Origin of the sequence: Curtobacterium sp. MCSS17_016 (assembly GCF_003234255.2) — a bacterium.
In the GTDB taxonomy this organism is placed as follows: Bacteria; Actinomycetota; Actinomycetes; order Actinomycetales; family Microbacteriaceae; genus Curtobacterium; species Curtobacterium flaccumfaciens.
Genome location: NZ_CP126254.1, coordinates 1,216,064 through 1,241,043, shown reverse-complemented (window position 1 = coordinate 1,241,043; position 24,980 = coordinate 1,216,064). Strand labels below are relative to the sequence as shown.

At 72.7% G+C, this 24,980-nt stretch carries 21 protein-coding genes and 1 tRNA gene; 4 read left to right on the top strand and 18 right to left on the bottom strand.

Going from position 1 to position 24,980, the window contains the following annotated elements; genetic code table 11:
* The first annotated feature begins 59 nt into the window (after nt 1–59).
* Nucleotides 60–1,154 carry an FUSC family protein gene (locus DEJ19_RS05980; RefSeq protein WP_111234259.1) on the top strand — a complete coding sequence of 365 codons (1,095 nt, stop codon included), beginning with the start codon at nt 60–62 and terminating at the stop codon, nt 1,152–1,154.
* A 59-nt stretch (nt 1,155–1,213) separates the two neighbouring features.
* Here the strand turns inward: DEJ19_RS05980 and DEJ19_RS05975 are convergent, their stop codons facing one another.
* A complete protein-coding gene (locus DEJ19_RS05975) occupies nt 1,214–1,528 on the bottom strand; it encodes a hypothetical protein (protein WP_110864838.1) in 315 nt (104 codons plus the stop codon).
* Between the two features lie 195 nt (nt 1,529–1,723).
* On the opposite strand from DEJ19_RS05975, the gene DEJ19_RS05970 reads away from it, so the two are divergent.
* Together DEJ19_RS05970 and DEJ19_RS05965 are read left to right on the top strand one after the other, a co-directional pair.
* Entirely contained in the window at nt 1,724–2,401 is a 678-nt protein-coding gene (locus DEJ19_RS05970) for a response regulator transcription factor (RefSeq protein WP_017885962.1), read from the top strand.
* Nucleotides 2,398–3,909 (top strand): sensor histidine kinase, encoded by a 1,512-nt coding sequence (locus tag DEJ19_RS05965; protein ID WP_111030518.1) that lies wholly within the window; start codon nt 2,398–2,400, stop codon nt 3,907–3,909. The genes DEJ19_RS05970 and DEJ19_RS05965 overlap by 4 nt, the downstream gene beginning before the upstream one ends.
* 63 nt (nt 3,910–3,972) lie before the next feature.
* On the opposite strand, the gene DEJ19_RS05960 is transcribed toward DEJ19_RS05965, so the two are convergent.
* From DEJ19_RS05960 to rplU, 15 genes are all read right to left on the bottom strand, one after another.
* Nucleotides 3,973–7,383 carry an error-prone DNA polymerase gene (locus DEJ19_RS05960; protein WP_111234254.1) on the bottom strand — a complete coding sequence of 1,137 codons (3,411 nt, stop codon included), beginning with the start codon at nt 7,381–7,383 and terminating at the stop codon, nt 3,973–3,975.
* Between the two features lie 34 nt (nt 7,384–7,417).
* Nucleotides 7,418–9,046: a DNA polymerase Y family protein gene (locus DEJ19_RS05955; protein WP_111234255.1), complete on the bottom strand. Its 1,629-nt coding sequence runs from the start codon at nt 9,044–9,046 to the stop codon at nt 7,418–7,420.
* On the bottom strand, nt 9,043–9,912 hold the full coding sequence (imuA', locus tag DEJ19_RS05950; RefSeq protein WP_258377496.1) for a DnaE2-dependent mutagenesis accessory factor ImuA': 870 nt from the start codon (nt 9,910–9,912) through the stop codon (nt 9,043–9,045). The genes DEJ19_RS05955 and imuA' overlap by 4 nt, the downstream gene beginning before the upstream one ends.
* A 46-nt stretch (nt 9,913–9,958) precedes the next feature.
* On the bottom strand, nt 9,959–11,476 hold the full coding sequence (locus tag DEJ19_RS05945) for an anthranilate synthase component I family protein (protein ID WP_111234256.1): 1,518 nt from the start codon (nt 11,474–11,476) through the stop codon (nt 9,959–9,961).
* On the bottom strand, nt 11,455–12,378 hold the full coding sequence (locus tag DEJ19_RS05940; RefSeq protein ID WP_111234257.1) for an aldose 1-epimerase family protein: 924 nt from the start codon (nt 12,376–12,378) through the stop codon (nt 11,455–11,457). Before DEJ19_RS05940 ends, DEJ19_RS05945 begins: the two co-directional genes overlap by 22 nt.
* A 79-nt stretch (nt 12,379–12,457) precedes the next feature.
* Nucleotides 12,458–12,530, bottom strand: a tRNA-Ala gene (locus DEJ19_RS05935).
* 108 nt (nt 12,531–12,638) lie between these two features.
* The gene (gene rsfS / locus DEJ19_RS05930; RefSeq protein ID WP_027464721.1) at nt 12,639–13,013 is read right to left on the bottom strand and encodes a ribosome silencing factor; all 375 of its coding nucleotides are present in this window, start codon (nt 13,011–13,013) and stop codon (nt 12,639–12,641) included.
* A gap of 132 nt (nt 13,014–13,145) precedes the next feature.
* Nucleotides 13,146–14,663: a hypothetical protein gene (locus DEJ19_RS05925; RefSeq protein WP_284176590.1), complete on the bottom strand. Its 1,518-nt coding sequence runs from the start codon at nt 14,661–14,663 to the stop codon at nt 13,146–13,148.
* The gene (nadD, locus tag DEJ19_RS05920) at nt 14,660–15,259 is read right to left on the bottom strand and encodes a nicotinate-nucleotide adenylyltransferase (protein ID WP_027464719.1); all 600 of its coding nucleotides are present in this window, start codon (nt 15,257–15,259) and stop codon (nt 14,660–14,662) included. Before nadD ends, DEJ19_RS05925 begins: the two co-directional genes overlap by 4 nt.
* 11 nt (nt 15,260–15,270) lie before the next feature.
* Nucleotides 15,271–15,471, bottom strand: coding sequence for a hypothetical protein (locus DEJ19_RS05915; RefSeq protein ID WP_035807661.1), 201 nt, complete (start codon nt 15,469–15,471; stop codon nt 15,271–15,273).
* Nucleotides 15,472–15,511: 40 nt separating this feature from the next.
* Nucleotides 15,512–16,777: a glutamate-5-semialdehyde dehydrogenase gene (locus DEJ19_RS05910; RefSeq protein WP_111234002.1), complete on the bottom strand. Its 1,266-nt coding sequence runs from the start codon at nt 16,775–16,777 to the stop codon at nt 15,512–15,514.
* A 415-nt stretch (nt 16,778–17,192) separates the two neighbouring features.
* A complete protein-coding gene (gene proB / locus DEJ19_RS05905; RefSeq protein ID WP_258376045.1) occupies nt 17,193–18,011 on the bottom strand; it encodes a glutamate 5-kinase in 819 nt (272 codons plus the stop codon).
* Nucleotides 18,012–18,018: 7 nt separating this feature from the next.
* Nucleotides 18,019–19,596 carry a GTPase ObgE gene (obgE, locus tag DEJ19_RS05900; RefSeq protein WP_111054875.1) on the bottom strand — a complete coding sequence of 526 codons (1,578 nt, stop codon included), beginning with the start codon at nt 19,594–19,596 and terminating at the stop codon, nt 18,019–18,021.
* Between the two features lie 104 nt (nt 19,597–19,700).
* Nucleotides 19,701–19,952 carry a 50S ribosomal protein L27 gene (rpmA, locus tag DEJ19_RS05895; protein ID WP_017885976.1) on the bottom strand — a complete coding sequence of 84 codons (252 nt, stop codon included), beginning with the start codon at nt 19,950–19,952 and terminating at the stop codon, nt 19,701–19,703.
* 12 nt (nt 19,953–19,964) lie between these two features.
* Nucleotides 19,965–20,273, bottom strand: a complete 309-nt coding sequence (gene rplU / locus DEJ19_RS05890) for a 50S ribosomal protein L21 (protein WP_027464715.1) — start codon at nt 20,271–20,273, stop codon at nt 19,965–19,967.
* A 179-nt stretch (nt 20,274–20,452) separates the two neighbouring features.
* Here rplU and DEJ19_RS05885 point away from each other — a divergent pair, with 179 nt between their 5' ends.
* Nucleotides 20,453–20,725 (top strand): DUF4031 domain-containing protein, encoded by a 273-nt coding sequence (locus DEJ19_RS05885; RefSeq protein ID WP_071405560.1) that lies wholly within the window; start codon nt 20,453–20,455, stop codon nt 20,723–20,725.
* Between the two features lie 95 nt (nt 20,726–20,820).
* Here DEJ19_RS05885 and DEJ19_RS05880 read toward each other — a convergent pair whose 3' ends face one another.
* The gene (locus tag DEJ19_RS05880) at nt 20,821–21,750 is read right to left on the bottom strand and encodes a hypothetical protein (protein WP_111234003.1); all 930 of its coding nucleotides are present in this window, start codon (nt 21,748–21,750) and stop codon (nt 20,821–20,823) included.
* Between the two features lies 1 nt (nt 21,751).
* Nucleotides 21,752–24,727, bottom strand: coding sequence for an Rne/Rng family ribonuclease (locus DEJ19_RS05875; RefSeq protein ID WP_181441609.1), 2,976 nt, complete (start codon nt 24,725–24,727; stop codon nt 21,752–21,754).
* Nucleotides 24,728–24,980: the final 253 nt, after the last annotated feature.

Here is a 24,980-nt window from a genome sequence, read left to right as displayed (position 1 = left end):
GCGGGTTTCGTCGCGTTCGTGCACGGCTCGGCGCGCGGCCGGTGGCTACCGTGGTCGGTGTGAACCCGGTCGCGCGTCTCCGCAGCTCCAGTCGCACGCCGTTCCTGCAGGTCGTGAAGACCGCCGTCGCGGTGGTCGCCGCCGTGCTCCTCTGCCGCCTGGTCATCCAGGGGCCGTTCCCCACCTTCGCGGCGATCGCTGCACTGCTCGTGGTGCAGCCGAGCATCAACCAGTCGTTCGTGAAGGGGCTCGAGCGGAGCGCGGGCGTGGTGATCGGCGTCGTGCTGGCCACCGGGTTCCACCTGCTGCTCGGCGACGGCGTGTTCGTCGTGCTGCTCGTCATCGTGCTCGCGATCCTCATCGCCTGGGCACTCCGGCTCACCCCGACCTCGGCCACCCAGGTGGGGATCAGCGGGATGCTCGTGCTCACCGCCGGGGTCGTGACGCCGAACTACTCCGCCGACCGGATCCTCGAGACCGTGATCGGTGCGATCGTCGCCCTGGTCGTGAACGCGCTCATCGTGCCGCCCGTGCTGCTCGAACCGGCGCACCTCGCCGTCGCCCGGCTCGCCCGTGACACCGCGGTGGCGTTCGAGCGGATCGCGATCGGCCTGACCGAGGGGTGGGACCGCGAGCGCTGGGACGAGGCGCTCGTCGCGGCCCGCGCACTGCGGCAGCAGCACGCCAAGGCCGAGGCGTCCCTGGGGTCGGCGCGCGAGTCCCTGACGATGAACCCGCGCAGTGGCCGGCACCGGACGATCCTCGACCGCGACGTGGTGACCACCGACCACCTGCGCGTCCTGGTGACCCGGGTCACCGGGATGACCCGGGCGATCCGCGACAACACCGCGCCGGACCTGCGCGACGACCCGGTGGTGCACGGCATCGCGACCGAGGTGGCACGGATCGGTGCGGACGTCCGGGCGCTGAGCGCTCGGGTGGAATCGACACGGCTCGACCCGGTGGACGGGGTCGGCGGAGCGGACACCGCTGCCTCCGGGCCGGACGTCGGGCTGTGGGCGGAGGCCTCCGAGCCGGCGCTCACCGCGCCGCTCGAGGTGGTCCGGCCGAACTCCCGACACTGGGTGCTCATCGGGGCGCTGCTCGAGGACATCCGTCGGGTGCGTGGCGAGCTGCTCGGGGAGAACGACTAGCGCCGGCACACCGGCACGTTGCGCTTGCGCGCTGCTGGGCGTCGGCGCGCTGCTGGGCGTCAGCGCGCCGCGCAGGCCGCTTCCGACGCCGTCCGCACGACGTCCGACCAGATCACCGCGGTCGGGACGACGTCGGTCGCGGTCGCACCCGGGATGCCGGCGTCGGCGTACCGGCTGATCTCCGCGACGACGGCCTCGGTGCCGACCTCGCGTGCAGCACGGCTCGCCACGTCCGGTACCGCCGTCCGCAGTTCCGCGACCACGCGGTCGCGCGGTGCGTCCTCCAGCTGCGCGAGCGCGCCGATGCCCTTCCACGCGGCGTCCAGTTCGGCGCGCAGGCGCACGATGGCCGGGTGGTCGATCGAGTCGTTCATGATCCCCCAGTGCGGGCGGCGCATCGGGTCGCGCTGTCCGCTGCCGGAGCCTAGCAACGAAGCAAGCGGCGCTCACGTCCCTAGAACGTGGGACAGACCGTTCTGCTTTGACCTGTGACGAGATTCAGCGAGTCGGACCCGGAGAACGACCCTCCGCGCCGGTTCGATGCCACGATGGGTCCGAGGAGGTCCACTATGCGGCTGTTGGTGGTCGAGGACGACGACGAGATGCGTGCCCTGATGGAACGCGGACTCGCGGCCGAGGGGTACCGGGTCACGGCCGTCGAGAACGGTGTCGAGGCGCTCATCGCCCTTGGCGAGCAGGCGTTCGACCTTGCGGTCGTGGACGTGATGATGCCCGGCATGTCCGGCTTCGAGCTCGCCCGGCGGATCCGTGAGCGCGAGGACCCCGTGCGGATCCTGCTCGTGACCGCGCGCGATGCCGTCGACGACCGCGTGTTCGGGCTCGACGCCGGCGCGGACGACTACCTCACCAAGCCCTTCGCCTTCGCCGAGCTCACCGCTCGGCTGCGTGCGCTCGGCCGTCGTGAGTCCGCCGGGGCACCCCGCACGATCGAGGTCGGGGACGTCTCCATCGACTCCGAGGCCCGCCGCATCTCGATCAAGGGCCAGCGCGTCGCCGTGAGCCCCACCGAGTTCGCCCTGCTCCGACTGCTCGCCCGGTCCGCCGGCAGTGTCGTCGACCGCCCGAAGATCCTCGAAGAGGTCTGGGACGGTTCGCAGCACGTCGACCCGAACGTGGTCGAGCAGTACATCTCGTACCTCCGCAAGAAGCTCACCGCGCACGAGGCCACCGTCGCCATCGCCACGGTCCGCGGTCGCGGGTACCGCCTGGATCTGCTCGGGGCGTGAGCGGGGCCGACGACGCCCCACGATCGGACCGCCGACGCGGCGGTCCGATCCGGCCGCTGCGTCTGCTGTCGCTGCGTGCCCGGATCACGATCGGGTCGACGGCGATCGCCGCGATCGTCATCCTGCTGCTCGTCCTGGTGATGCGCTTCCAGGTGGTGAGCGTCGTCGCGAGTGCGACCCGCACCCTGCTCGACGCCGATGCCGACCCGTACGTCGCCACGCTCGAGGTCGACAGCGACCCCGACCTCTCGCCGCCGGGCAACGCGCAGCTCGTCGCCGTCGTGTCCCCGTCCGGCGAGATCGTGCTGTCGACGATGCCCGACCGTGTCGAGCAGGCGCTCGGCAGTCTGCGGTCCACCCCCGCCGGCACCTCGATCATCACGGCATCCGGCTCGGAGTACCGCGTCGTGGTGGAGCACCCCGTCAACGAGGCCGGCCGCTGGACCGTCGTCGCCGCCCGCAACTCGCAGGCCGAGGCCATCGTCGTCGACGACCTCACGACGACGCTGTCGCTGACCGGTCTGGCCATCCTGCTCGCCTTCGGCGTGGCGTCCTGGGTGCTCGCGACCACCGCGCTGCGCCCGGTGAACCGGATGCGCCGCGAGGCCGAACGGCTCTCCGTCGCCCCGGAGCGTGCCGAACTGCCGGTGGGCCCGGCCCAGGACGAGCTGGCGTCCCTGGCGACCACGCTCAACGCCTTCCTCGCCCGGACCCGGCAAGCGACCGAGCGCGAACGCCAGATGGTGTCGGACGCCAGCCACGAGCTCCGGACGCCCCTGGCGATCCTGACGACCCAGCTCGACCTCGCCTCGCTCGACGGCAACGACGCCGCCGCCCTCGCCGCCCACATCGAACGCGCGAAGCACAGCGTCGCGCGGTTGTCGCGGCTGGCGAACGACCTGCTCGCCCTGTCGCGGATCGAGGAGTCGGAGCGCCGTGAACAGGACGGCGACCGGCGCCCCGAGACCGCCTGGTCGGACCTCGGCGACGAGGTGATGGCCGCGGTCGACCGCGTCCGGCTCATCGCGTCGGCGAAGGACGTCACCGTCGACTTCGACCTCGAGCCGCCCGTCGCCGTCGGCGGTTCCGGCCCGGGCATCGGCGGCGGCACCGTCGAACCGCGGTACCGGATCGACACCGGCGGGATGGCCCAGCTCGTCACGAACATCGCGGGCAACGCCGTGGCCGCACTCCCCCGCGGCGGCGGCATCTTCGTGTCCTGGCGGAGCACCGGCGGCGAGGGCGTGCTGCAGATCACCGACGACGGCCCCGGCGTGCCCGAGTCCTTCATCCCGGTGGCGTTCGACCGCTTCACCCGTCCGGACGAGGCCCGGACGTCCCGCCCGAACCCGGACCCGTCGACCGGTGCCGGCGCCCTGCCCGGCGGCTCGGGGCTGGGACTCGCGATCGTGCGTGCGGTGGCGGAACGGGCGGGAGGCACGGCGTCGCTCCGCAACGTGCCCGCCGGTGGGCTCGAGGTCACGATCCGCCTGCCCGAGGTGCGCTGAGCACGACGGCTCGCCTGGGCACGTCCGCTCACTCGGGCACGTCCGCTCAGTCGAGCAGACCGCTCACTGGAAGTCCCGCGAGCGGGTGCGGACGGACAGCGACAGGTGCTCGATGCGGTCCGCCACCAGGTTGACGACCCCGTCGGGCGAGCGCTCGAGGATGCCCCGGACGATCACCGCCGGGGACTCCCGCGCCACCCGGCGGAAGCGCCCCCAGACCCCGACGCTGCAGATGACGTTGACCAGCCCGGTCTCGTCCTCGACGTTCAGGAACGTGATGCCGGAGGCCGTCGCCGGACGCTGCCGGTGCGTCACGATCCCGCCGACCTCGACCCGTCGTCCGGTCTCGGCGGTCGCGGTGTCCTGCACGCTGAGCACCCGGCGGGCTGCGAGCCGGTCGCGCACGTGCCGGACGGGGTGGTCGTCGGTCGTCATGCCCGTCGACCACATGTCGGCGATGAGCACGTCCCCGCTCGTCATCTGCCCGAACAGCGGCGGCTGCACGAACACCTGCGTGTCCGGCAACTGGTCCGGACGCTCGGCGGCTGCCTGGGCAGCCGACCACATCGCACCGCGGCGGTCGATGTCGAACGGGGCGAAGGCGTCGGCGGCGGCGAGGGCCTCGAGCTGCGGCGTGGTGAGCCCGACCCGGCGGGCCAGGTCCGACATGTCGCGGAAGGGGCCGTTCGCGTCCCGCTCCGCGACGATCTTCTCGGCGCTCTTCCGGCTGAGCGACGCGACCTCGGCGAGCCCGAGCCGCACGGCGAAGGCACCGTCGCGTCGGTGGCTCGCGGTGTCGTCGGGGAGCGCCTTGTCGAAGGGCAGCACCGGTGGCTGCTCGGTGGCCAGGCACGCGTCGTCACCGGCAGGGGCGTCCCCGTCCGGCAGCGGTTCGAGCGTGGCGTCGACCCCGGACCGCAGGATGTCCGGTCGCAGTACGCGGACGCCGTGCCGCCGGGCGTCGGCGACCAGGGTCTGCGGTGAGTAGAACCCCATCGGCTGCGCCCGGAGCAGTGCCGCCAGGAACGCCCCCGGGTAGTGCAGCCGCATCCACGCGCTCGCGTAGACGATGAGGGCGAAGCTGATCGAGTGGCTCTCCGCGAAGCCGAAGTTCGCGAACGCCTGGATCTTCGCGTAGATCGCGTCGGCGTCGGCACCGTGGATGCCGTTGTCCGCCATCCCCGTGTAGAGCTTGTCGCGCAGCCGGTCGATCTTCTCGTGCCCGCGCTTCGACCCCATCGCCCGTCGCAGCAGGTCGGCGTCGTCACCGGAGCAGTTGCCGACCGCGATCGCCATCTGCATCAGCTGTTCCTGGAACAGCGGGACCCCGAGGGTGCGTTCGAGCACGGGTTCGAGCGCCGGGTGCATGTAGGTGATCGGTTCCTCGCCCGTGCGCCGGCGGATGTACGGGTGCACCGCGCCGCCCTGGATGGGCCCGGGGCGGACGAGTGCGACCTCGATCACCAGGTCGTAGAACCGCCGCGGGAGCAGTCGGGGCAGGGTGCCCATCTGCGCACGGGACTCCACCTGGAACACCCCGATCGTGTCCGCGCGGCAGAGCTGGTCGTAGACCCCCTGTTCCTCCTTCGGGATGGAGTGCATCTCCCAGCGCTCCCCGCAGTGCTCTGCCGCCAGGTCGAACGAGTACTGCAGCGCCGCGAGCATGCCGAGCCCGAGCATGTCGAACTTCACGAGCCCCATGTACGCGCAGTCGTCCTTGTCCCACTGCAGCACGGTGCGGCCGTCCATCCGGGCGTGCTCGATCGGCACGACCTCGCCCACCGGGCGGTCGGTCAGCACCATGCCGCCGGAGTGGATGCCGAGGTGCCGCGGGAACCCGAGGACGTCGCTCGCGAGCCCGACGACCGCCGGCGGGATGTCGTGGTCCTGGCTCTCGGTCACCGACCCCCACCGCTCGACCTGCTTCGACCAGGCGTCCTGCTGCCCGGGGCTGTGACCGAGCGCCTTCGCCATGTCGCGCACCGCGCCCTTGGGCCGGTAGGTGATGACGTTCGCGACCTGGGCGGCGTTGTGCCGGCCGTACTTGGCGTACACGTACTGGATCACCTCTTCGCGGCGGTCCGAGTCGAAGTCGACGTCGATGTCGGGTTCCTCGTCGCGCATCGCCGACAGGAACCGCTCGAACGGCAGCCCGTACCGGATCGAGTCCACCGCGGTGATCTCGAGCAGGTAGCAGACCGCCGAGTTCGCCGCCGAGCCCCGCCCCTGGCAGAGGATGCCCCGACCGCGGGCGTACTGCACCATGTCGCGCACGATCAGGAAGTACCCCGGGAAGTTCTTCTCCTCGATCACGGACAGCTCACGCTCGATGCGCTCCCGCTTGCGGGGGTCGACGCCGTCGGCGCTGCCGGGGTAGAACCTCCGGGCACCCGTCCACGTGAGCTCGCGGAGCCACGACATCGCGGTGTGCCCGTCCGGGACGTCGAGGTCGGGCAGCCCGGGCTGCACGGTCTTCAGCCGGAACCCGAGCTCGTCGGCGAGCTCCACGGTCCGCTCGATCGCGCCGGGGTAGCGCCCGAACCGTCTGGCCATCTCGGCGCCGGAGCGCAGGTGGGCGGTGTCGGCGGCCGGCAGCCAGCCGTCGATCTCGTCGAGGCTGCGGCGGGCACGCACCGCCGCGAGTGCGGTCGCCACCGGGAACCGGTCGGGGGTGGCGTAGTGCACGTTGCCGGTGGCGACCAGGGGCAGCGCGTGCTTCGCGGCGATGGTGGCCAGGGCGTCGTTGCGGGCGCTGTCGAGCGGGTCGCCGTGGTCGAGCAGCTCCACGACGACGTTGCGGCTGCCGAACCGGTCGAGCAGCACCCGGAGTGCGGTCTCGGCGGCGGACTCGCCACCCTGCTCGAGGGCCTGCCGCACGGAGCCCTTCCGGCACCCGGTGAGGACACGCCAGTGCCCGTCCGCCCGCGCGGCGAGGTCGTCGAGGTCGTACTGCGGGCTGCCCTTCTCGGACCCGGCGGCCAGGTGTGCGCTCGTCACCGCGCCGGCGAGCCGGTGGTAGCCGTCCTGGCCGTCGGCGAGCAGGAGCAGGTGCGAACCCTCGGGGTCGGGCACACCGTTCTGCGGTTCGGTCAGCCCCAGGGACAGCTCGGTGCCGAAGACGGTGCCGACCTGCGGGTACGACTCGGCGACCTCGGCCATCCGGGCGGCCCCGTAGAAACCGTCGTGGTCGGTGAGCGCGAGGGCGTGCAGCCGGAGCCGAGCGGCTTCCTCGAACAGGTGCTCGGGCTGACTGGCGCCGTCGAGGAAGCTGAAGGCCGAGTGCGCGTGCAGTTCGGCGTACGGCACCACGGGCCCGCCGTCGGTGTCGAGCGGTGACGGGACGTACGGCTCGCGCTTCCGCGACCACGCCGGGCTGTCGCCGCCGTCGCCGTCGTGGGCCGTGCCCGGGCTCCGCTTGTCGGACAGGGCACGCTCGAACTGCGACCACGGGATGGGTGGGTTGCTGTAGCCCATCAGGTCACGCTCCTGTCGGTGGTGGTGGTCGGGGTCACGTCGCGATCGCCTCTGCCCACCAGCGGTGGTCCGCCAGCACCAGGTACCAGGCGCGCCCCTCGGCGTCGACGAGCTGGAGCCGGTGCAGGCGTCGGCCGCCGGACTCCCACCACCGGACGACGAGCGGCCACGGCCCCGCCCAGGCCGTCACGGCGGAGAACCCGCCGCCCCGGTCGCCCTCGGCGCGGAACCGGTCGGGTACGCCGGACAGCACGCCGCGCTCGTCGACGTCGACGCTCGCACCGCCGACGGCGACGACGTCGACCGCTCGGGGACGCTCGAGCACGGTGGCTGGTGGCGGGCCGGGCAGCTTGCCGGGCCACGGTCGGTCGCGGACGGTCGCCAGGGCACGCTCACCACCGGCGGGCGCGTCACCCCACGGCACGAGCACCACGCGCTCGGACAGGGTGCGGCCACCACCGATGCGCGGACTCACCACACCGTCGTGGCCGACCATGCCCTGGATCCGGGCGAGGCCGTGGTGCACGCGCTCGTCCGGGCCGGAGCCCCACAGCCCGCGCTCGTGGTTCGCCATGTCGTCGACGGCGACCGGCTCGAGCACGACCGAGGTGACCGGCGCCTCGAGCCCGCTGGGGGCCACCCCACCGGCGAGCTGCCACCGCACCCGGTCGACCACGTCGGCGGCGTCGAACCAGCGCGGGTGCGCCCAGGTCCGTTCGAGCAGGATGTCGCGCTCGTCGACGATCCCCACACGGATGGTCGTCGCCACGAGCCCCGCGGCCCGGAGTCGCTCGGCGAAGTCGTCGGCGGAACGCCGGAACGCGAACGCGATCTGGTCGGCACGGTCCAGCGGGGGTTCGAACGACGCCTCGACCCGGAGTTCCGGCGGGATCTCACGCGCCGCGATCTCGCGGGGGTCGCGGCCCCCGGCCAACCGGTGCAGGAACGCCCCGGCCACGCCGAAGCGGTCCCGCACCTGCTCGTCGCCGAGTGCCGCGAAGTCGCCGAGCGTGGTGATGCCGAGCCGGTCGAGCACCGTCGTGAGGTCGGGGTCGCCGAGCACGCCGAGCGGCAGGTGCGCGAGGAAGTCCGCCGATCCCCCGACGGGCACGAGCCGCACCCGTTCGCCGGGACGCACCGGACGGGCCCGGGCGGCCTGGTCCGCCGCGAACGGGGTGTCGGCCACCCCGGCCCGCACCGCGGGGGCGCCGTGGTCGGCGGCGATGCCGGCGAGGGTCGCCGCCGCCGCGCGCTCACCGCCGTAGTACCGGGCCGGCCCGCGGGCGCGGAGCGCGAGGGTGCCCGGCCGCAGCACCTCGACCCCCGGGACCGCCGCCTCGACCGCACGGATGACGGGCTCGAACGCGCGGTGGTCGAGGGCGTCGTCGTAGGGCTGCACGAGGAGCTCGGGGCACCGCGCCTGCGCCTCACGCACGCGGAGCCCCCGCACGACACCCTGCTCACGCGCGGACGCGGAGCTCGCGAACACGAGCCCCTTCGCGGTCAGGGCGAGGGGCTGCTCCGGCGGGGTGCCACCGGCCCGAGCCGCCGCGATGACCGGCCAGTCCGGGCACCAGAGCACGATCGTCCGGGTCGGGGGTGGTTCGGGCAGTGCCGCTCCCCGCGTGATCGCGTCGGTCCGGACGCGCCCGGAGGCGATCACGACGCCACCGCCACGGGCCGCAGCACGCGGGTGTCCCCGGAGCCCACCATCGGCACCGGTGTGGCGGCCCGGACCGCACCGTCGGCCGCGGGCAGGAGCAGCTCGGCGGTCGCCGGACGCACCGCGCCGGCACGCCCGGTCGCGGTCACGGTGGCCCGGCGCTCCGTCAGGTGGCCGTGGCCCTGACCGATGCCGCTCCACGTCGAGGACGTGACCCGCAGCGTGACGTCCGCCCCGGGCCAGGAGCCGAGCGCGACGAGTGCGCCACCGCGCTGTCGCAGGCGGGCCGACAGCCGTGCCACGTCGCCCGGCACGACCCGGCTGAGCGGTCGGGTGAGGACGATCTGGGCGACGTCGGCCATCGCCGCCGTCACGGCGAGCCACTGGTCACCCGGATCGGGGACGAGCACGAGCCGTTCGAGGTCGATCCCCGCGGCGGCGGCGGCTTCGATCCCGAAGGACGGCACCCCGACGACCGCACACCACGCCCCGGCCGCCGAGGCCGCCTGCAGCATCGTGATCGCGAGCAGCACCGACTCGGGGACGGCGTAGGTGCCACCGACCCGGATCGCGCCACCGGGCAGCAGGGGTTCGAGCGCCGGGGCGGTGGGGAGCCCGGCGGTGTCGACCCGGGTGGACTCCATGTCGGCCACCCGGGACCGCAGGGACGTGATGCGGTCGAGCGCGGCCCGGGCATCGCTCAGGTGGTCCGGCCCACGGCGCGCACCGCCACCGCCCGCACCGCTGCCGCCGCGTGCAGCACCGCTCCGCCCGCCCCGGTCCGGGGTGGGCGACCGGAGTGCCGCCGCCGTCTGCATGCCCTCATATTCGAACATGTGTTCGATGATGTCAATCGCGTCCGACATCCGTGGACAGTCCTGGTCGAACACGTGTTCGGATCAGGGCATCAGCTCACCAGCTGGCGACCGCCCCGACCCCGCCGAGCACCGACCGCGTCTTGGTCTCGACCTCGTCCGCCTCGTCCGCGGGCACCGACGACCAGGTCACCGCTCCCCCGGCTCCGAGGGTCCGGGAACGCACCGCACCCGACTCGTCGAGCACGGTCACGAGGCTACGGATCGCCACCGACAGGTCGACCGCCCCGCTCGCCGAGAAGTACCCGATCGCGCCCGAGTACACCCCGCGCGGCGCCCCCTCGAGCCGGTCCGCGATCGCCGTGGCACTGCTCTTCGGCGCCCCGGTCATCGACCCCGGCGGGAACGCCGCGTGCACCACGTCGGCCCGCGACGTCCCCGGCGGCAGCACCGCCCCGATCGTCGAGACCAGCTGGTGCACGCTGGCGTACGTCTCGACGGCGCACAGCCGCTCGACGTGCACCGACCCGGGCACCGCGGTCCGCAGCAGGTCGTTCCGCAGCAGGTCGACGATCATCACGTTCTCGGCGCGGTCCTTCGGGCTCGCCGCCAGGTCGTCCCGCGCGGCCGCGTCCGCCACCGCGTCGGTAAGCCGCCGCCGCGTGCCCTTGATCGGCTCCGCGAGCACCGCTCCGGCCGCGTCGATCCGCAGGAACCGCTCCGGTGACCGGCTCGCCACGCGCAGCGCGCCGAGCCGCAGGAACGCACCGAACGGGACGGGATCGGCCGCCCGCATCCGCAGGTACTCGTCCAGGTGCGGGTCCGTACCGGGGCCGCCACGGGCCTCCAGTCCGACCGCGAAGGCGGTGGTGAGGCAGACCTGGAACGCGTTCCCCTCGCGGATCTCCGCGCGGCACGCGTCGACCGCCCGCTCGTAGGCGGCGCGCGTGACGCGTCCGGTCGCCGTGGACACCCCGGCAGGGAGGCCCGTGGCCGCGTCCACGACGCCGGCCGACGTCGTGGGGATGGTGAGCTCCTCGAGCCACGCGCGGTTCCGCGTGCTGGCCGCCGGTTCCGCGTCGGCGACGAGCGCGAGCGCCCAGGCGCCACCGGTGTGGTCGACGACGACGGCGCGGTCGACGAACCGCAGGTCGGCGTCGGCGTACCCGTCGGCGGTGCGGTCCGGGCCGCCGGACTCGCGGCCGAGCTCGTAGCCGAGGAACCCGACCCAGCCCAGCGCGAACCCGCACCCGACGACCGGCTCGGGCAGGCGGGGCGTGCGTCGGAGCAGGTCCGCCAGCACCGCGAAGGCCGGACGCTCCTCGGATCGGGCGGGCCCGAACCACCCCTCGGCGGGCGCGGCGACCGTCAGGTGCGCGCGACGGTCCTGGTGCCGGAACCGGGCGGCGAACGGCCCGTCCGTCCACGCCAGCACGGACCACCGTGCCCGGGGTCGAGCCGTGGCGGGGGCACCGTCGGGCAGGCCGGAGTCGAGCCACACCAGGTCCCCGGGGACCTGCGCCGCCAGGGCCGCGAGGTCGGGGACCGGGTCGAGTCGGCGGACCTCGACGCGGACGCCGGGGTCGGGGGTGCTCAGATCGCGGCGATCGTCCATGCGGCGGCGTGCGAGGCACCGGGCGCGAGCACCAGGAGGCCGCGGTCCTCGCCGTCGTTGAAGGCGTCGGGGGCGCACGTCATCGGCTCGACGGCGAGACCGGCGCGGTGGTACTCGGGGACGACGTGGTCGGCGGTGTGCACCTGCGCCCAGCCGCACTCCGGCCCGAAGGTCGCACGGACCCCGCGACCGTCCGCCGCCGTGACCGCGATGGTGGCGAGGCCGGCGGTGTCGCGATCGAAGCCGGTGAAGGCGTGGTCGATGAACCGGTCGCCGATCAGCGTGGGCGTGCGCAGGTCGAACTCGTCGTGCACGGGGACCAGGTCGGTCGGGACGAGCCGGTCCGGCGTCACCTCGAGCACCTGGGCGGCGGGGAGCGTCAGGGTCCAGTCGTCGACGGTGCCGGTACCCGCGACGAGGTACGGGTGCGGGCCGGTCCCCCACGGTGCGTCCTCGGCTCCGGTGTTCGTCCCGGTGATCGTCGTGTGCAGCCCCTCGGCGTCGAGCCGGTACTCCACGGTGACCTCGACGCGGTACGGGTAGCCCTGCTGCGCCTGGACGGTCGTGGCGAGCACCACGCGGTCGTCCGCCTGCTCCTGCACGCGGAAGTCCGTCCACGCGACGAGTCCGTGCAGGGCGTGGTGCCGTGCGGGCTCGGTGAGGGCCAGTTCGTGATCGACGCCGCCGAACGAGTACTCGCCGTCGACGATCCGGTTCGGCCACGGGGCCAGGACGGCACCGCGGAAGACCGGGCGGACCTCGTCGGCGTCGAACGGGACGACCAGGTCTCGGCCCTCGTGCCGCAGGGTCCGCAGTGTCGCTCCGACCGTGGCGATGTCGGCCGTGTACCCGGCGGAGGCGATCGTCAGCGGGGACCCGGACAGCGGCGCGTCGTTGCTCATGGGCTCAGCGTATCGGGCCACCGAGTCCCGCCGGGCGCACGAAAAACCCCGCCGTTCCGAGGAACGACGGGGTTGAGGGTGGATCTGAGGGGACTCGAACCCCTGACCCCCTGCATGCCATGCAGGTGCGCTACCAGCTGCGCCACAGACCCAGATCGTGCTGCTTCCGTACCAACCGGTTCCCCGGAGGCACCATAGAAGCGTACACCATGCGAACGCCGGGCAACGAAATCGAAGCCGTCACCCGGGCGCGTCGCTGATCAGGCGGTGTGGTCCACCGGGAGCTCGAGCGGGATCGTCGGGCAGTCGGCCCAGAGACGCTCGAGTGAGTAGTACTGGCGGTCTTCGTCGTGGAAGACGTGCACGATGATCTCGCCGAAGTCGATCAGGACCCAACGGCCCTCGGTACGGCCTTCGCGGCGGAGCGTCTTGGCACCGAGCTCGAGGAGGCGTTCCTCGACGGCATCGGCGATGGACTGCACGTTGCGCTCGTTCCGACCGGTTGCGAGCAGGAACACGTCCGTGAGCTGCAACGGCCCGGTCACGTCGAGAGCGACGAGGTCCTCGGCCTGCTTGGCGTCGGCCGCGAGTGCTGCGGCCTGCACGAGTTCCAGTGCGCGAGTGGAGGCGGTCACGGATTCCTTCCGGTCGTCGAACCGACGGGCAGCCGGTTCGCTTGATGGGTCACGATCATAAGCCACCCCGCCGACAGCGGCCAGGCCAGGGTCGGCGGGGTGGTGGAGAACGGACGTCGAGGACGGCAGCGGTCAGCCGCCGAACGCGTGGGTGGTGAGCAGTGCGGTGATGATGACGCCGGCCGCGGCCAACCCGACCGCGCCGACCGTCACACCGAGGATCAGCGGCGTACGCGACTCCTTCGGCTTGGCGGCGGCGAGCACGACCTGACGGGTCGAGGTGTGGCTGGACACCGCGCGGCTGGCCCGCACCGGGCTGGCGTCGGTCTCGGGCTGCTCGTCCTGCTGCTCGAGCAGGCGGTCGACCTCGGCGCCGTCGATCGGCCGGTGCGACCCCGTCGACGACAGCGACGCCGGCAGGTCGATCGACCCGGTCAGGATCACCTCGCCCGTCGCGTTGAGCGCACCGGTGGGGTCGGCCAGGGCCGAGTTCGGCAGGATGATCGCGTTCGTGTTCGTCACCGCGACGCGGCGGGTGCCCGTCTCGGCGTCGTGCACCTCGGAGTCGTTCGAGTCGTGCGCCTGCTGCGACCAGTGGCCGGCGGGCGGCGCGAAGGCCGTGGTCACCGGCTTCGGCTCGGTCGGACGCTGGAACGCCGCGGGGACCTTCGGGGCCTCGGTCGCGGGCTCGGGCAGCGGCACCTCGTTGGTGTCGTCGTCCTCGGCGTCGAGCGAGAGCGGGAACACCGCGGGGGTCGCTGCGGCGGCGTTCGTCGGGATCGGGACCGGCGTGACGGCGGGCTGCGACCCGGCAGCGGGAGCGGGAGCGTCGTCGGCAGACCGGGCCGGAGCGTCCTCGGACGACTCGTCCGCCGGTGCGACGTCGGTCGTCTCGTCCGCAGGAGCGTCGGACTCGGGGACGTCGCCCGCCGGGGCGTCGGTCTCCGGCGCTCCAGACTCCGGGACGTCGGTCGCGGACGCGTCGGACTCGGTGACGTCGGCGGGCGGCGACCACGTCGACCGGTGGCGGCGGGGCTCCTCGGCGTGCGCAGCGGCCTCCTCGAGGGGCTCGAGCGCGTCCGGGGACCCGTCGGCCTCGGTGGCCTGGGCGACCGCGGCCTGGTCGAGGACCGTCGGGGCAGCGGGCTGCTCGTCGTGCGCGGCCTCGGCGTCCGGAGCGCTCTGCGGCGCGGCGGAGGGGTCGATCGTGTCCACCGACCCGAGGACGTCCTCGACGGTGCGGTCGGACGACTGGGGCGTGGGGTTCTGCAGCGGGACCGGCAGGACCGCCTGACGCTCGGCGGCACGCAGCTGCCGGATCTGCCGTCGGGTGAGCCCGCCGCTGCCGGGGACGATCTCGGTCGCCGAAGCAGGCGGGAACGGCGGCACACCGGCCGCGGGTGCCGACGCCGGGACGGACGGGGCGGACCCGGGGTGAGTCTGCGCCGATGCCGGTGCGGACGACTGGGCGGGGCCACCGGGGGCCGGGGCGACGTGCGACCCGGGGCGACGACGGGACTCGGGGGTCTCGGCGGCGGGTGCGGCGACGGTCGGGGGCGGCGTCGCGGGCTGCGAACCGGCCGCGGCGGCACGCTCCCGCTCGCGCGCCTGGCGCCGCGACAGGGGCGGCTGCGCGTCGGACGAACTCATGCAACGCTCCGATACAGATGGTGCTTGGAGATGTACTGGACGACACCGTCGGGAACCAAGTACCAGACGGGGAACCCCCGTCGAACCCGGTCACGGCAATCCGTCGAGGATATGGCCAGTGCAGGGACTTCGAGCAAGCTTACGTCCCGCTCGGGCAATCCGGTGAGGCTCAAGGCGTGTCCCGGACGCGTCACGGCCACGAAGTGCGCGAGGTCCCAGAGACCATCATGGTCTTTCCAGTCGACGATCTGCTGAACGGCGTCTGCGCCCGAGATGAAGACGAGCTGGGCATCCGGCCGTTGTTCGTGCAGGTCCCGCAGGGTGTCGACGGTGTACGTCGGCCCCGGGCGGTCGATGTCCACGCGGCTGACGGTGAACATCGGGTTCGACGCGGTGGCGATCACGGTCATCAGGTACCGGTGCTCGGCGTCGGTGACGTCGGACTTCATGTACGGCTGTCCGGTGGGGACGAAGACGACCTCGTCGAGGTCGAACGCCCGCGCCACCTCGGACGCCGCGACCAGGTGCCCGTGGTGGATGGGGTCGAACGTGCCACCCATCACGCCGATGCGTGGCCGTCCGGTGGTCTCGAGCATCGAGTGGTCGGTCAGATCTTGGTGTGACCGAACTCGTCGACACCCGTCTCGTGGTGGCGGGTGGCCTCGAACTTCTGAGAGTGGCGGTAGGCCACGTCGCGGAAGCTCCAGGTCACGAAGCCGAGGAAGATGAAGAAGAGGGCGCCGACCATGGGGAACACGAACGCGGGCGCCCCGGAGGCGTGCTCAGCAGCTTCTGCGAGGAGGGTCATCGTTCGTGCTCCGTTCGGTCGGGGAAAGACGCCGTTCAGTCTAGCCGCGGATCTGCCCGGAGCCGCGCACGATCCACTTCGTGCTCGTCAGCTCCGGCAGGCCCATCGGACCGCGCGCGTGCAGCTTCTGCGTCGAGATGCCGACCTCTGCCCCGAAACCGAACTCGCCGCCGTCGGTGAACCGGGTCGAGGCGTTCACCATCACGACCGCCGAGTCGACGGTCGCCAGGAACCGTTCGGCGGTGTCGACGTCGTTCGTCACGATCGACTCCGTGTGGTGCGTCGACCACCGGGCGATGTGCGCCGTCGCCGCGTCGACGTCGGTCACGACGCGGATCGACAGGTCGAGGTCCATCGACTCGGTCGCCCAGTCGTCGTCGGTGGCGCGGAGCACCCCGGGCACGATCGCCCGCGTGGCGTCGTCACCGCGCAGCGTGACACCGGACGCCCGCAGCCGGTCGGCCAGCAGCGGCAGGAGCCGTTCGGCCGCGGCCTCGTGCACCAGGAGGGTCTCGAGGGCGTTGCACACGCTCGGCCGCTGCACCTTGCTGTTCAGGACGATGTCGACCGCACGCTGCTCGGGCGCGGACGCGTCGAGGAACACGTGCACGACGCCCGCACCGGTCTCGATGACGGGCACCTGCGACTCGGTGACGACGGTCTGGATGAGTGCGGCGCTCCCCCGCGGGATCAGCACGTCGACCAGGCCCCGTGCCCGCATGAGCTCGGTGGCACCGGCGCGGCCGAACTCGTCGATGGTCTGCACCAGGTCGCGGGGCAGGCCGACCGACTCGACCGCGTCCTGGATCCGGGCGACGAGCACGGCGTTCGTGTGCTGGGCCGCCGATCCGCCACGGAGCACGACGGCGTTGCCCGACTTGAGCGCGAGCGAGGCGATGTCGACGGTGACGTTCGGGCGTGCCTCGTAGATCGCCCCGACGACACCGAACGGCACGCGCACCTGGGTGAGCTGGAGTCCGTTCGGCAGCTGCGACCCGCGCACGTGCTCCCCCACGGGGTCGGTCAGCCCGACGACGTGTTCGACCGCGGCGGCGAGGGCCTCGATCCGGACGGGGTCGAGTCGCAGCCGGTCGAGCAGCCCGGACGAGAGCCCGCCGTCCTCGCCGGCGACGAGGTCGTCGTGGTTCGCGGCGACGATCTCGTCGGTCGCGGCACGCACCGCCGAGGCGATCGCGCCGAGGGCGGCGTCCTTGACGGCGGTCGTCGCGGTCGCGAGCGCCGACGAGGCGGCCCGTGCCGCCACGAGTTTGTCGGTGAGGGTCGGGGCGGGCGCGATCGACGACATGGACCGATTGTAGGTCCGCCCCTCGGTTCGTGACGGGCGTGCGGGACGCTCGCCGTGCCTCCAGGCCCGGTCCGCCCCACCGACCGGTCACGACACGTCGTCACCCGCCTGCCGAGCGGTCACCGATCGTCGCTCCGTGACGCCCGCGCCGACGGTTCCCGACCACACAACCGCGTCCCGTCGGTGAGCCGTGACCGCCTGGAGGCCCGGCACCGGTCTCCGGGACCGGCGCCGGGCCTCCAGGCGGTCGCGTCCACCCCACCGACCGGTCACGACACGTCGTCCTGCGCCACGCGAGCGGTCACAGACCGTCGCTCGGCGACGCCCACACCGACGGTCTCCGACCAGTCGGCACCGTCCCGACGGGGAGTCGTGACCACTCGCTGCCGCCGCTCCGGGCGCGGTGCGGGCTGCGTCAGGAATGCGGTGCGGCGTGGAACCAGGTACCGAGGTGTTCGCCCGCCAGCGCGCGGTCGACCAGCGCCGTGTCGGTCACGAGCACCGCGGTGCCCGCCTCGGCCGCGAGCCGTGCGGCGGCGACCTTGGTCCCCGCTCCCCCGGTGCCGACGCCGGCGGTGCCGATCGAGCCGAAGGTGACCCCGGCGAGCTCGTCGCCGAACGGCACCTCGTCGATGCGGGTCGCGCCGGGCTGCTCCGGGGGTGCCGTGTAGAGCGCCTCGACGTCGGAGAGCAGCACGAGGGCATCGGCGCCGAGCAGCCGAGCCACCAGGGCCGCGAGCCGATCGTTGTCGCCGAAGCGGATCTCGTGCGTGGCGACGGTGTCGTTCTCGTTCACGATCGGCAGCACCCGCAGCGCGAGCAAGCGGTCGATGGCGCGCTGGGCGTTCACCCGGTGCGTGGGGTTCTGCAGGTCACCCGCGGTGAGCAGGATCTGCGCCGCGACGACACCGTGCCGGTCGAGTTCCTTCTGGTACCGGAACATCAGGACGTTCTGCCCGGTGGCGGCCGCAGCCTGCTGCGTGGCGAGGTCGTCAGGACGGCCCTCGAGTCCGAGGAACGGGAACCCGGTCGCGATCGCACCGGACGACACGAGCACGACCTCGGTCCCCCGGCCGTAGGCGGCAGCCAGCGCGTCCACCAGGGGGCCGATCTGGCCGGCGGCGTCACCGCTGACCGAGGACGAGCCGACCTTGACCACGATCCGCCGCGCACGCGGGATGTCCTCGCGCCGTGTGACGGGTCCGAGGTCGGTGCGGGCGGTCGTGTCGGTCATGCCGCGGTCAGTCCTTCTGGTCGCTGGTCTCGACCTGGTCGGCGTCGAACTGGTCGCCGGTGCCGAGCTGGTCGCTGGTCACCACCTCGTCGTCCACCCAGAGCCCGGAGACGCGCTCCTGCTCGAGCTCGGCACGGGCGGCCGCCTTGGCGTCCATCCGCTCGAAGTACTCTTCGCGCCGCTCGTTGCGGGTCGGACGCGACGTCGCACCGATGCGCGCGTCGGTGCCACGGGCGCTCGTGATGAGCTCCGCGGTCGACGTGAGCGTGGGCTCCCAGTCGAACACCATGCCGCCGTCGCCACCGATGACGACGGTGGAGCCGGCGACGGCTCCGGCCTTGAACAGGCCGTCCTCGACGCCGAGCTTCGCGAGCCGGTCGGCCAGGTAGCCGATCGCCTCTTCGTTGGTGAAGTCGGTCTGCTGGACCCAGCGCTCCGGCTTGGCGCCGCGGACGCGGTAGAAGCGGTGCTCCTCGCCGCCCTCGGCGCGCACGGTGAACGGCTTCTCGTTGACCGAGCGGGGGCGGAGCACGATGCGCTCCGGGACCGGCTCGGCCGCACGGGCGGCGCGGGCCTGCTCGACGATGTCGGCCAGGGCGAACGTCAGCTCGCGGAGCCCCTTGCGGGACGCCGTGGAGATCGGGAAGACCCGGTAGCCCCGGCCCTCGAGCTCGGCGGTGACGAACTCGGCGAGCTCCTGCGCCTCGGGCACGTCGATCTTGTTCAGGGCGATGAGCTGCGGGCGCTCGAGCAGCGGCACCTGGCCCTCGGGGACCGGGTAGCGCTCGAGCTCGCCGAGGATGACGTCGAGGTCGCTGATCGGGTCGCGGCCCGGGTCGAGCGTGGCGCAGTCGATGACGTGGAGCAGCGCCTCGCACCGCTCGACGTGGCGCAGGAACTCGAGCCCCAGGCCCTTGCCCTCGGACGCGCCCTCGATCAGACCGGGGACGTCGGCGACGGTGAAGCGGGTGTCACCGGACTCGACGACACCGAGGTTCGGGGTGAGGGTCGTGAAGGGGTAGTCCGCGATCTTCGGCTTGGCGGCGGAGACGGCCGCGATCAGCGAGGACTTGCCGGCGCTCGGGAACCCGACGAGGGCCACGTCGGCGATGGTCTTCAGCTCGAGGCTGATGTCCCCCGCCCAGCCCTCGGTGCCGAGCAGCGCGAAGCCGGGGGCCTTGCGCTTCGTGGTGGAGAGCGCCGCGTTGCCGAGGCCGCCCTGTCCACCAGGGGCCACGACGACGCGCATGCCGGGCTCGGTGAGGTCGGCGATGACCTCGCCGGACTCGTCGTACACCACGGTGCCGACGGGCATCGGGAGTTCGAGGACCTCGCCGCTGACACCGCTGCGGTGATCACCCATGCCGGGCTGCCCGTTCTTCGACGAGCGGTGCGGCGAACGGTGGTAGCCGAGCAGCGTCGTCACCTGCGGGTCGGCCACGAGCACGATGTCGCCACCGTCACCGCCGTTGCCGCCGTCGGGCCCGGCGAGGGGCTTGAACTTCTCACGGCGGACCGACACGCAGCCGTTGCCGCCGTGCCCCGCGCTGAGGTGCAGGGTCACGCGGTCGACGAAGGTCGCCATGGGTCCACTCCAGGTGTTTCGTTGTGCCGACGGGATCGTCGGCGGGAAAAGCGAAGGAGGGGCGGGCACTCGGCCCGCCCCTCCAGCTGCAGTCGCTCGAACGACTACGCGTTGACGATGTTGATGACCTTGCGGCCACCCTTGGTGCCGAACTCGACCGAACCGGACGAGAGGGCGAACAGCGTGTCGTCGCCACCGCGGCCGACGTTGGCGCCCGGGTGGAAGTGCGTGCCGCGCTGGCGGACGATGATCTCGCCGGCGTTGACGACCTCGCCACCGAAGCGCTTCACGCCGAGGCGCTGTGCGTTCGAGTCACGACCGTTGCGAGTGGAACTCGCACCCTTCTTGTGTGCCATGAGTTGACTCCCTTACGCGATCTTGGTGATCTTGACGCGGGTCAGCTCAGCGCGGAAACCCTGGCGCTTCTTGTACCCGGTCTTGTTCTTGAACTTCTGGATGATGACCTTGGGACCACGGAGGTCGTCGAGCACCTCGGCGGTGACGGTCACGTTCGCGAGCTCGGAAGCCGCCGACGTGATCTTGTCACCGTCCACGAGGAGCACGGGGGCGAGGTCGATGTTGCCCTTGTCGTCCGCCTTGGCACGGTCGATGGTCAGGATGGTGCCGACCTCGACCTTCTCCTGACGGCCGCCGGCGCGCACTACTGCGTAAACCACGTGGAAATCCTTACGTAACTCTGCTTGAGGGAAGTCTCGGGTGCCCACTTCTGCACGAGCGGCTCCCGGAAGGCCGGGCCCGATCGGCGACGCAGGCAGAACGGCCCGCTGACACCAGGGACCGAGAATACTCGATCACCCTGGGTCCGGTCAAACGGCGACACCCGTACGATTGCACGGTGACCGTGTTGATCGACCCACCGACGTGGCCCGCCCACGACACACTGTGGTCGCACCTCGTCAGTGATGAATCCTACGCGGAACTCCACGCGTTCGCTGCGCGGGCCGGTGTGCCGCGCCGTGCGTTCGACCACGACCACTACGACGTCCCGCTCTCGCGGTACGACGAACTGGTGGCCGCTGGCGCCTCGGCCGTGACCGGTCGCGAGCTCGTGCTGCGGTTGATCCGCAGTGGGCTGCGCGTGGCGCAGCGGGACAAGCGCGGTCTCTGACCGCCCGTCCGGACGCCCGGGAGGCGCGGCGTGCGTCCGCCCCGCCCGGCACCGCGCACGGTGCGCCGCCGGCTCGCAGGGCCGCGCGAACGGGCTCAGCGGGGCGCTGGACCGCCCCAGGGGTTCGCCGGGGGCTGCTGCTGGTCTGGGCGTGGCCCGGCGCCGTACTGGCCGCCGTACTGGCCGTGGGGGTCGGGCTGCACGCGCCCCTGCCCGTACGGTGCCGGCTGCTGCTGCTGTGGCTGCTGTGGTGCCTGCGGCTGGATCGTCGAGGGTGGGACCGCGTCGGCGGGTCGGACGGTGCCCGGCATCCCCGGGGTCGTCGACGAGCCACGTCCGCGGCGCGGCCGACCGAGCCAGAGCCAAGCTGCCGTGGCGGTCGCCAGGAGCATCACGGTGAACGGCAGACCGTTCTGCAGCGGTCGCGTGAGCACGTCGATGACGAGCTGGGAGCCGCCGGCGGTGGCCGCTCCGAACGAGCCGGTGAAGACCCCGACGAGCATCAGGGCCACCGTGCCCGCGGCGCCGGCGAGGACCACGCGGAGCAGGAGCCTCGGCAGCGGGCTGCGGCGGTCGATCGGCGTCAGGAACGCCAGGGCCAGGAACGCGCCGACGTAGTACGGGAACGGAGCCACGAAGACCCCGGTCGTGAAGCTGCCGAGCAGGCTCGTGCCGGCGCCGTAGTGCCGGAACGGACTGACCACGAGCGAGGTGCCGAGCAGCCCGAAGAGCCCGGACACGAACTCGACGAGCACCAGGGCCACCACGGCGATGAGCGCACCGGCCGTGTTCGTCACCGAGGCGCCGGGCGCGAAGGCCCGGCGGGGGTCGGCCGGGGCACGGGGCGGCCGCGGCGGGGCGTACGGCGCGCCGGCACCGGGCTGACGCCCGTACTGCGGCACGCCGCCCTGCTGCGGCGGCACCGGGCCGCCGGGCTGCTGGGCACCCGGGCCGGGCGGTGCGGGCTGGGACCAGCCCGCACCGTAGTACCCACGCTGCTGCTGCGGGTCGCCCGGGTTCGACACGTCAGTTCCCCAGGATCACGGAGCCGTCGGAGCCGTCGGCGTCGTCGGTCGACTCCTCCGTCGGCGTGGCGGGAGCGCTGATGCTCGGCGACGAGACCCGGCGGGAGCGCGAGCGCCCCTGTCCGGGCTGCTTCGGCTCCGGGAGCGCCTGGAGCACCGAGTCGAGCAGGGACTCGGCGTCCGGGGCGACCGCGCGGGGCTCGCGCTTGGGCGCCGCGGCGATCGGGATGTCCAGGATCGCCACGGTGTTGTCGGTCGGCGTCACGGTGGCGCTCGAGCTCACGCGACGGCGGGCCGGGGCCTTCGCCTTCGGTGCGGCTGCGGGCTCGGTGACGGCCGGAGCAGCGACCTTCGGCGCGCGCGCCTCGGGCTCGACGATCACGGCGGGCTCAGCGGTGACCGACGACCCAGACGGGTCCGACTGCTCGGCAGCGGGTGCCTGCAGTGCATCGGTGGCCCGAGCGTCGGCAGCGGCCTGCTGGTCGCCGCCCTGCTGGTCTCCGCTCTGCTGCTCTGCCCCGCGGCCGCCACGGCCACGGCGACGACGCTTCGAACCGGTCGGCTGCTCGCCACCCGTGCTGTCCGGGCCGGTCGACGCGTCGGCCGACGACGGTGCCGTGGCCTCCGTCGCGGTCGCGGTCACGGCAGCTGCTGCGGCCTCTTGTTCGTCGTGCGAGAGGGTCGAGGCGGCGATCCGCGACAGCGCGTTCTTCACGTCGTCGGTGATCTGGTGCGCCTGGCCGGAGGCACCGTTCGACTGCCCCGAGGAACCGGAGTTCCCCTTGCCACCGTTGCCGTTGCCGTTGTCGGATCGGCCGTTCTCGTTGCCGTTCCCGCCGCGGCCCTTGCGACGGCCCTTGCTCGGGCCCGGGTCGGCGTTGTTGTCGTTGATCTTCGCGTTGACCTCGTCGAGGGACTCGCGCAGGCCGACACCGATCTTCTTGCGGGTCATCTGCACGAGGCCGAGCGAGGTGATCTCGGCGACCTGGTGCTTCGTGCGGTCGCGGCTCAGGCACTCGACCAGGCGGCGGAGCACGAGGTCGCGGTTCTCCTCGAGCACCATGTCGATGAAGTCGACGACGATGATGCCGCCGATGTCGCGCAGGCGGAGCTGGCGGACGAGCTCCTCGGCGGCTTCGAGGTTGTTCTTCGTGACCGTCTCCTCGAGGTTGCCGCCGGAGCCGACGAACTTGCCCGTGTTGACGTCGACGACCGTCATGGCCTCGGTGCGGTCGATGACGAGCGAACCACCGGAGGGCAGCCAGACCTTGCGGTCGAGCGCCTTGTCGATCTGCTCGTTGAGGCGGAACTCCTCGAAGGAGTCCGGGCCCTCGTAGCGGACGACGCGGTCCTTGAGGTCCGGGGCCACGGCCGACAGGTACTCGTCGATGGTGCCGCCGGCGGCCTCGCCGTCGATGATCAGCTTCGTGAAGTCCTCGTTGAAGACGTCACGGACGATCTTGATGAGCAGGTCCGGCTCGGAGTGCAGCATGACCGGTGCGTGACCACCGGCGACCTTCTTCTGGATGGCCTCCCACTGGCTGGTCAGGCGCTGCACGTCGCGGGTGAGCTGCTCCTCGGTCGCGCCCTCGGCGGCGGTGCGCACGATGACGCCCGCGTGCTCCGGCAGGACCTCCTTCAGGATCTTCTTCAGTCGGGCACGCTCGGTGTCCGGCAGCTTGCGCGAGATCCCGTTCATCGAGCCGTTCGGCACGTAGACCAGGTAGCGACCCGGCAGCGAGATCTGGCTGGTGAGGCGGGCACCCTTGTGGCCGACCGGGTCCTTCGTGACCTGCACGAGGACCTTGTCGCCCGGCTTGAGTGCTGCTTCGATCCGGCGACCGTGGTTGCCGGTCTCGACGGAGTTCCAGTCGACCTCACCGGCGTAGAGCACGGCGTTCCGGCCACGACCGATGTCGACGAACGCCGCCTCCATCGAGGGCAGGACGTTCTGCACCTTGCCGAGGTAGACGTTGCCGATGAGCGACACGTTCTCGGACTTGGTGATGTAGTGCTCGGCGAGGATGCCGTCCTCGAGCACGCCGATCTCGATCGTCGACGAGCTGGAGCGGACGATCATCTGGCGGTCGACGCTCTCGCGGCGGGCGAGGAACTCGTCCTCGCTGACCACCTGGCGGCGGCGTCCGGCGTCGCGGCCGTCACGACGGCGCTGCTTCTTCGCCTCGAGCCGGGTCGAGCCCTTGATGCGCTGCGGCTCGGTGATGAGCTCCGGCTCGCGGCGGCGCGGCTCCTGGTGGTCGCGCGGCTCGCGGGCCTCGCGGTCGGCGCTCGAACCACGGCGACGCGAGCGACGGCGCGAGCCGCCCTGGTCGTCGCGGTCGTCACGGTCGCGGTCGAAGCGGTCCTCGCGGTCGTAGCGGTCGTCCTCGTCGCGGTCACGGTCGCGGTCACGCTCGAACCGGGGCGCGCGCTGCGGCAGCTCCGGCAGCACCGGCGCGTGGAAGATCAGGCTGAGCGTGCTCGTGGCCTTCGGCACGAACGGCTCGTCGGCGGGTGCGGCGTCGCCGCTCACCTCGGCCGTCGGTGCGGCGTCGGCCGGACGGGAGGCGCGGTCCGCGTCCGCCCCGTCGGTCGCGGTGGCCGACCGGTCGCCCGTCACGACCGGCAGGTCGCCGGTCAGCGTGCTCACGTCGTGCGGCTCGGCACCGCTGTCGGCGACGGCCTCGACCGCGACGGAGACCGCCCCGGTGTCGGTCGGCTCGACGGGCGACGCCGGGGAGTCGGGCGAGTCCGGCGAATCGGGAGAGTCCGGCGAACCGGCCGACGCGACGCTGGCCGCGGGACGGGCGTCAGCGCCGCCCGTCAGCGCGAGGGTCTCGTCGGCGTGGGGTGCCTGCTCGGCGCCCCCACGGGCCTCCTGGCCGGACGACCGGGCGCGGCGACCGCCGAACAGGCGGCTCCGGCGCTTCGGCGCGTTCTCGTCGTTGGTCGTGTTGTCGTTGTTCTGCTCCACCATGGACTGGTGCACTCCTCGGCCCCACTCGCACCCTTTCGGGTGGCGGGAATTCTGTGTCGTGGCGGGCGGCGTCGACGCCCCCGCGCTCGCTGTCTCGTGATCGGTCCGCGTCAACTTCTCGTTGCGTCCGCGCCCGTTCCGGTCCGGGCACCCGGCCCGTTCCGGCTCGGCATCGGAGTGACGCTGCCCGACCACAGTGCGCTCTCACCGCACCGGATCGTCCGGGTTCGGCCCGGTGGGGCGTCACTCGGAA